The 3,298-nt window shown below is 66.2% G+C and carries 3 protein-coding genes and 1 pseudogene; 1 reads left to right on the top strand and 3 read right to left on the bottom strand.

Annotation, left to right across the window (positions count from 1 at the left end):
- Nucleotides 1-69: 69 nt before the first annotated feature.
- A complete protein-coding gene (locus EOA29_RS30060) occupies nt 70-903 on the bottom strand; it encodes an AraC family transcriptional regulator (RefSeq protein WP_126094438.1) in 834 nt (277 codons plus the stop codon).
- Nucleotides 904-1,047: 144 nt separating this feature from the next.
- On the opposite strand from EOA29_RS30060, the gene EOA29_RS30055 reads away from it, so the two are divergent.
- A complete protein-coding gene (locus EOA29_RS30055) occupies nt 1,048-2,580 on the top strand; it encodes a winged helix-turn-helix domain-containing protein (protein WP_126094437.1) in 1,533 nt (510 codons plus the stop codon).
- Here the strand turns inward: EOA29_RS30055 and EOA29_RS30050 are convergent.
- Complete coding sequence (locus EOA29_RS30050; protein ID WP_245464704.1) at nt 2,556-2,888, bottom strand: hypothetical protein; 333 nt, start codon at nt 2,886-2,888, stop codon at nt 2,556-2,558. The two genes, EOA29_RS30055 and EOA29_RS30050, sit on opposite strands and share 25 nt — an antisense overlap.
- A gap of 176 nt (nt 2,889-3,064) precedes the next feature.
- Nucleotides 3,065-3,271, bottom strand: a pseudogene (locus tag EOA29_RS30045) (hypothetical protein); the annotation flags it as partial.
- Nucleotides 3,272-3,298 lie beyond the last annotated feature (27 nt).

Raw genomic sequence — 3,298 nt, 5'->3', positions numbered from 1 at the left:
AGCTGGAACACCCCTCATCCGTCGCCTTCGGCGACACCTTCTCCCACAAGGGGAGAAGGGAAAAGCGTCTCAACCTTTCACCGGCACCCAGATTTCCAGCCCGCCATTGCCGGTATCCGGATCGAATTCAGGCCCGTAGCGCTCGAATTCCGGCGAGTCGGCGATCTCATGGCCGGAGCCCGGCAGCCATTTGTTCCAGATCGTGTTGACGGTCCGGCGGATGGTCGAGATGTGCTCGCGATGCGCGAACACCGCATATTTCTGCGCTGGCACCCGCACGCGATAAAACTCCTTGGGCAGGTCGGAGAAATCCGACACTTCGACGCCGGCGATGTAGTCGAAATTGCCGGCGTCGTCGCCATTGACGCAGACGCCGTAGAAGACGCCGGGGACTTCGCCGGGGATGTTGCCGATATAGGGCCCGAAGCGCTGCCACTGCATCGGAATGCCGGCGCTGGTCTCGCAGCTGTAGCGCTCGCCGAGACCGGCGATGAGGAAGGGGCGGCTGGTCTCGAAGCGCGGCGACTCGAGCGTGGTGAGAAGGGAACTGTCCATTAGAATAGGCTCCACGAGGTCGAGGGTCTGGGTCGAGCCTTGCGCGCGCACCAACTCCGGCGTGGTGCCGAACTGCTCGCGAAAAGCCCGCGTGAAAGCCTCATGCGAGCCATAGCCGGCTTCGAGCGCGACGGCCAGGATATCGCGCGCGCCGCCGGCAAGCTGGCGCGCCGCTTCGCTGAGCCTGCGCGCCCGCATATAGCCCATGACAGACCGTCCGGTGGCGGCGCCGAAGGCACGCGTCACGTGGAAGCGCGACACGCCGCTGCTTGCCGCGACATCGTCGAGCGAAATCGCATCGGGCAGATGGCTTTCGACAAACCACAGCGCTTTCTCGGTCGGGTTCATGGCTCCTCGCATTTGGCGGGGCGACACTAGCCACCGCGCCGACAGCCAGTTTGATCGAAATTGCGCAGTGGGCAATAATGGCGATGCGCATGCCCCGTTGAGCGGGATCGATCGGGTATTGCGCGGGCCGGGAAGGGGTTCCCGATGACGACGGCGACGGCCGATCAGGTCTTCCGGTTTGGCGGGTTCACGCTCGACCTTGCCAAGGGGACGCTGTGCGGCGTCAACGAGCCGCTCTACCTCCGGCCGAAAGCCTACGCGCTGCTTTCGCATCTCGCCCGCAACATGGGCCGCGTCGTTCCGAAATCGGAGCTGATGGATGTCGTCTGGCCGGGCGTCTATGTCACCGAGGATTCGCTCACCCAATCGATCCGCGAGATCCGCAAGGTGCTTGGCGACGATATGGTCCGCACCGTCTCCAAGCGAGGCTATATGCTTGCCGCCGAGGCCGAGGCCGCACCTGAGATCAGCAGCCAGCCGATCGTGGCGGTGGTGCGCTTTCGCAACGACAGCGGCGATCCGGCCGACGAGGCGATGGTCGACGGCTTTGCCGAGGATATCATCAATGGCGTGGCGCGCTTCGGTACCGTCACGGTCCTGGCGCGCAATTCGAGTTTCTCCTTCGCTTCCTTCGGCCGCGCCGAGTGGCCGCAAATCCGTGCCCGCATCGGCGCCGACTACCTTGTCGAGGGATCGCTTCGCCGCCAGGTCGAGCATGTCGTGGTGGCTGTCAGCCTCGTCGATATCGCCACCGGGAGCCAGCTCTGGGGCGACCGCTACCAGTCGCAAGGCGCCGGCCTGTTCGCGATCGAGCGGGAGATTGTCGAACAGATCGTCAGCCGGCTGGTCACGCGGGTCACCAATGCCGGGCTGGAGCAGGCCTCGCGCAAGCCGGTGACCAGCCTTGCCGCCTACGAGCTTCTGCTGCGCGGCTTTGCGCTGCTGCGCGACCCGGCCCAGACCGACCAGCGCGGCGCCGAGGCCTTGTTCGAAGCGGCGATCGCCAAGGATCCGAATTACGGGCTGGCCTACACCTATCTCGCCTTGGCGCGGGCACTGGATGGGGAATTCGGACGCGCCAGCGACGCGGTGCTGGAAAATGCCCGCGACCTCGCCGACAAGGGACTGGCCCTATCGCCCGACCAGCCGACGGGGCATCGCGTGCAGTCGCTGATCCGCCTCTATATGCGCGACCATGTGGCGGCCGAGCATCACATGCGCATCGCGCTGCAGCTCAATCCTTACGATGCCGACAGCATCGAGCAGATGGGCATGCTGCTCACCATGCGCGGCCGGCCGCTGGAGGCGCTGACCTGGCTGGCGCGCGGCATCCGCATCGATCCGCTGCACCCGCACTGGTACCAGTTCGACCGCGCGCTGGCGCTCTACATGATGGGCGAATACCGGCAGGCCGCGGAAGCGCTGGAACTCGCGACGCGCCCCGCGCCCTGGATCAGGACGCGGCTGGCAGCCTGCTATGCCCAGATGGGGGAGATGGAGAAGGCGCGGCGGCAGATCGCCCTCATTGGCGAGGGCGAACCTTTCTCTCCGCTCGATTACGCCCTCCGAGGCGTGCCGTTTGAAAATCCGGCCGATGCCGAGCATCTCGCCGAGGGCGTCAGACTTGCCCTCGGCGTCGCGGCGTCCGCCGGTCAATCGACGACGACCACGATGTAGCGGCCCTGATAGAGCCGGTAATAGGTGCCGCCGCAGCGCCAGACGTCGAAGCCGTTGACCTTGGTGCGGACGCAGCCGGGCGGCAGCGTGGCGACCCAGGTCGTGGTGTGCCTGAGCACACGCCATGTCGTGGTGCGGCGGGCGACGCCCGCCGCGCTGCGTGGCGTCCAGGGCGCACCGATGCGAGCCTCGGCGGTGCCAACCAGCGACAGGGCCGGGACGGCGGTGCCGACGATTTCAATGGTGGTGAGAGCGAGTGCGAGCAAGGCCACGGCCGAGCGGAACTTCTTCATGGATTTCAAAGGCATTTCCGTTTCTCCTGATGTCGATTGAAGTCTAGTGGGAGGATGCGGCAAGCCGGGGCTGTGTCCCGCCAGCGCCGCTAGGTGAGCAACCGCGAAACGCTCGCGGTTGTGACGCCGCCGCCGATCACGTCGGCGACGACGAAGAACTGCCACGGCGGCGTCTCCGCAATGGTTTCAGCTCAGGCGGCCAGCGGCTGAGGTTCGGCGCTGGCCGTGGTCGGTTCGGTCGCCGCGGTGGTCTCAGCGGGCGCCTTGATGCCGAACCAGGTTGCGTAGAGCGTCGGCAGGAAGACCAGCGTCAGCGCGGTTGCCACCATCAGCCCGCCCATCACCGCATAGGCCATCGGCCCCCAGAACACCGTCGGCATGATCCCGATCGCGCCGACGGTGTTCTGGGGGCCGATGGCCTATGC

Source organism: Mesorhizobium sp. M1E.F.Ca.ET.063.01.1.1 (genome assembly GCF_003998155.1).
In the GTDB taxonomy this organism is placed as follows: domain Bacteria; phylum Pseudomonadota; class Alphaproteobacteria; order Rhizobiales; family Rhizobiaceae; genus Mesorhizobium.
The sequence above is the reverse complement of the archived record's forward strand: the minus strand, read 5'-3'. Positions and strand labels throughout refer to the sequence as shown.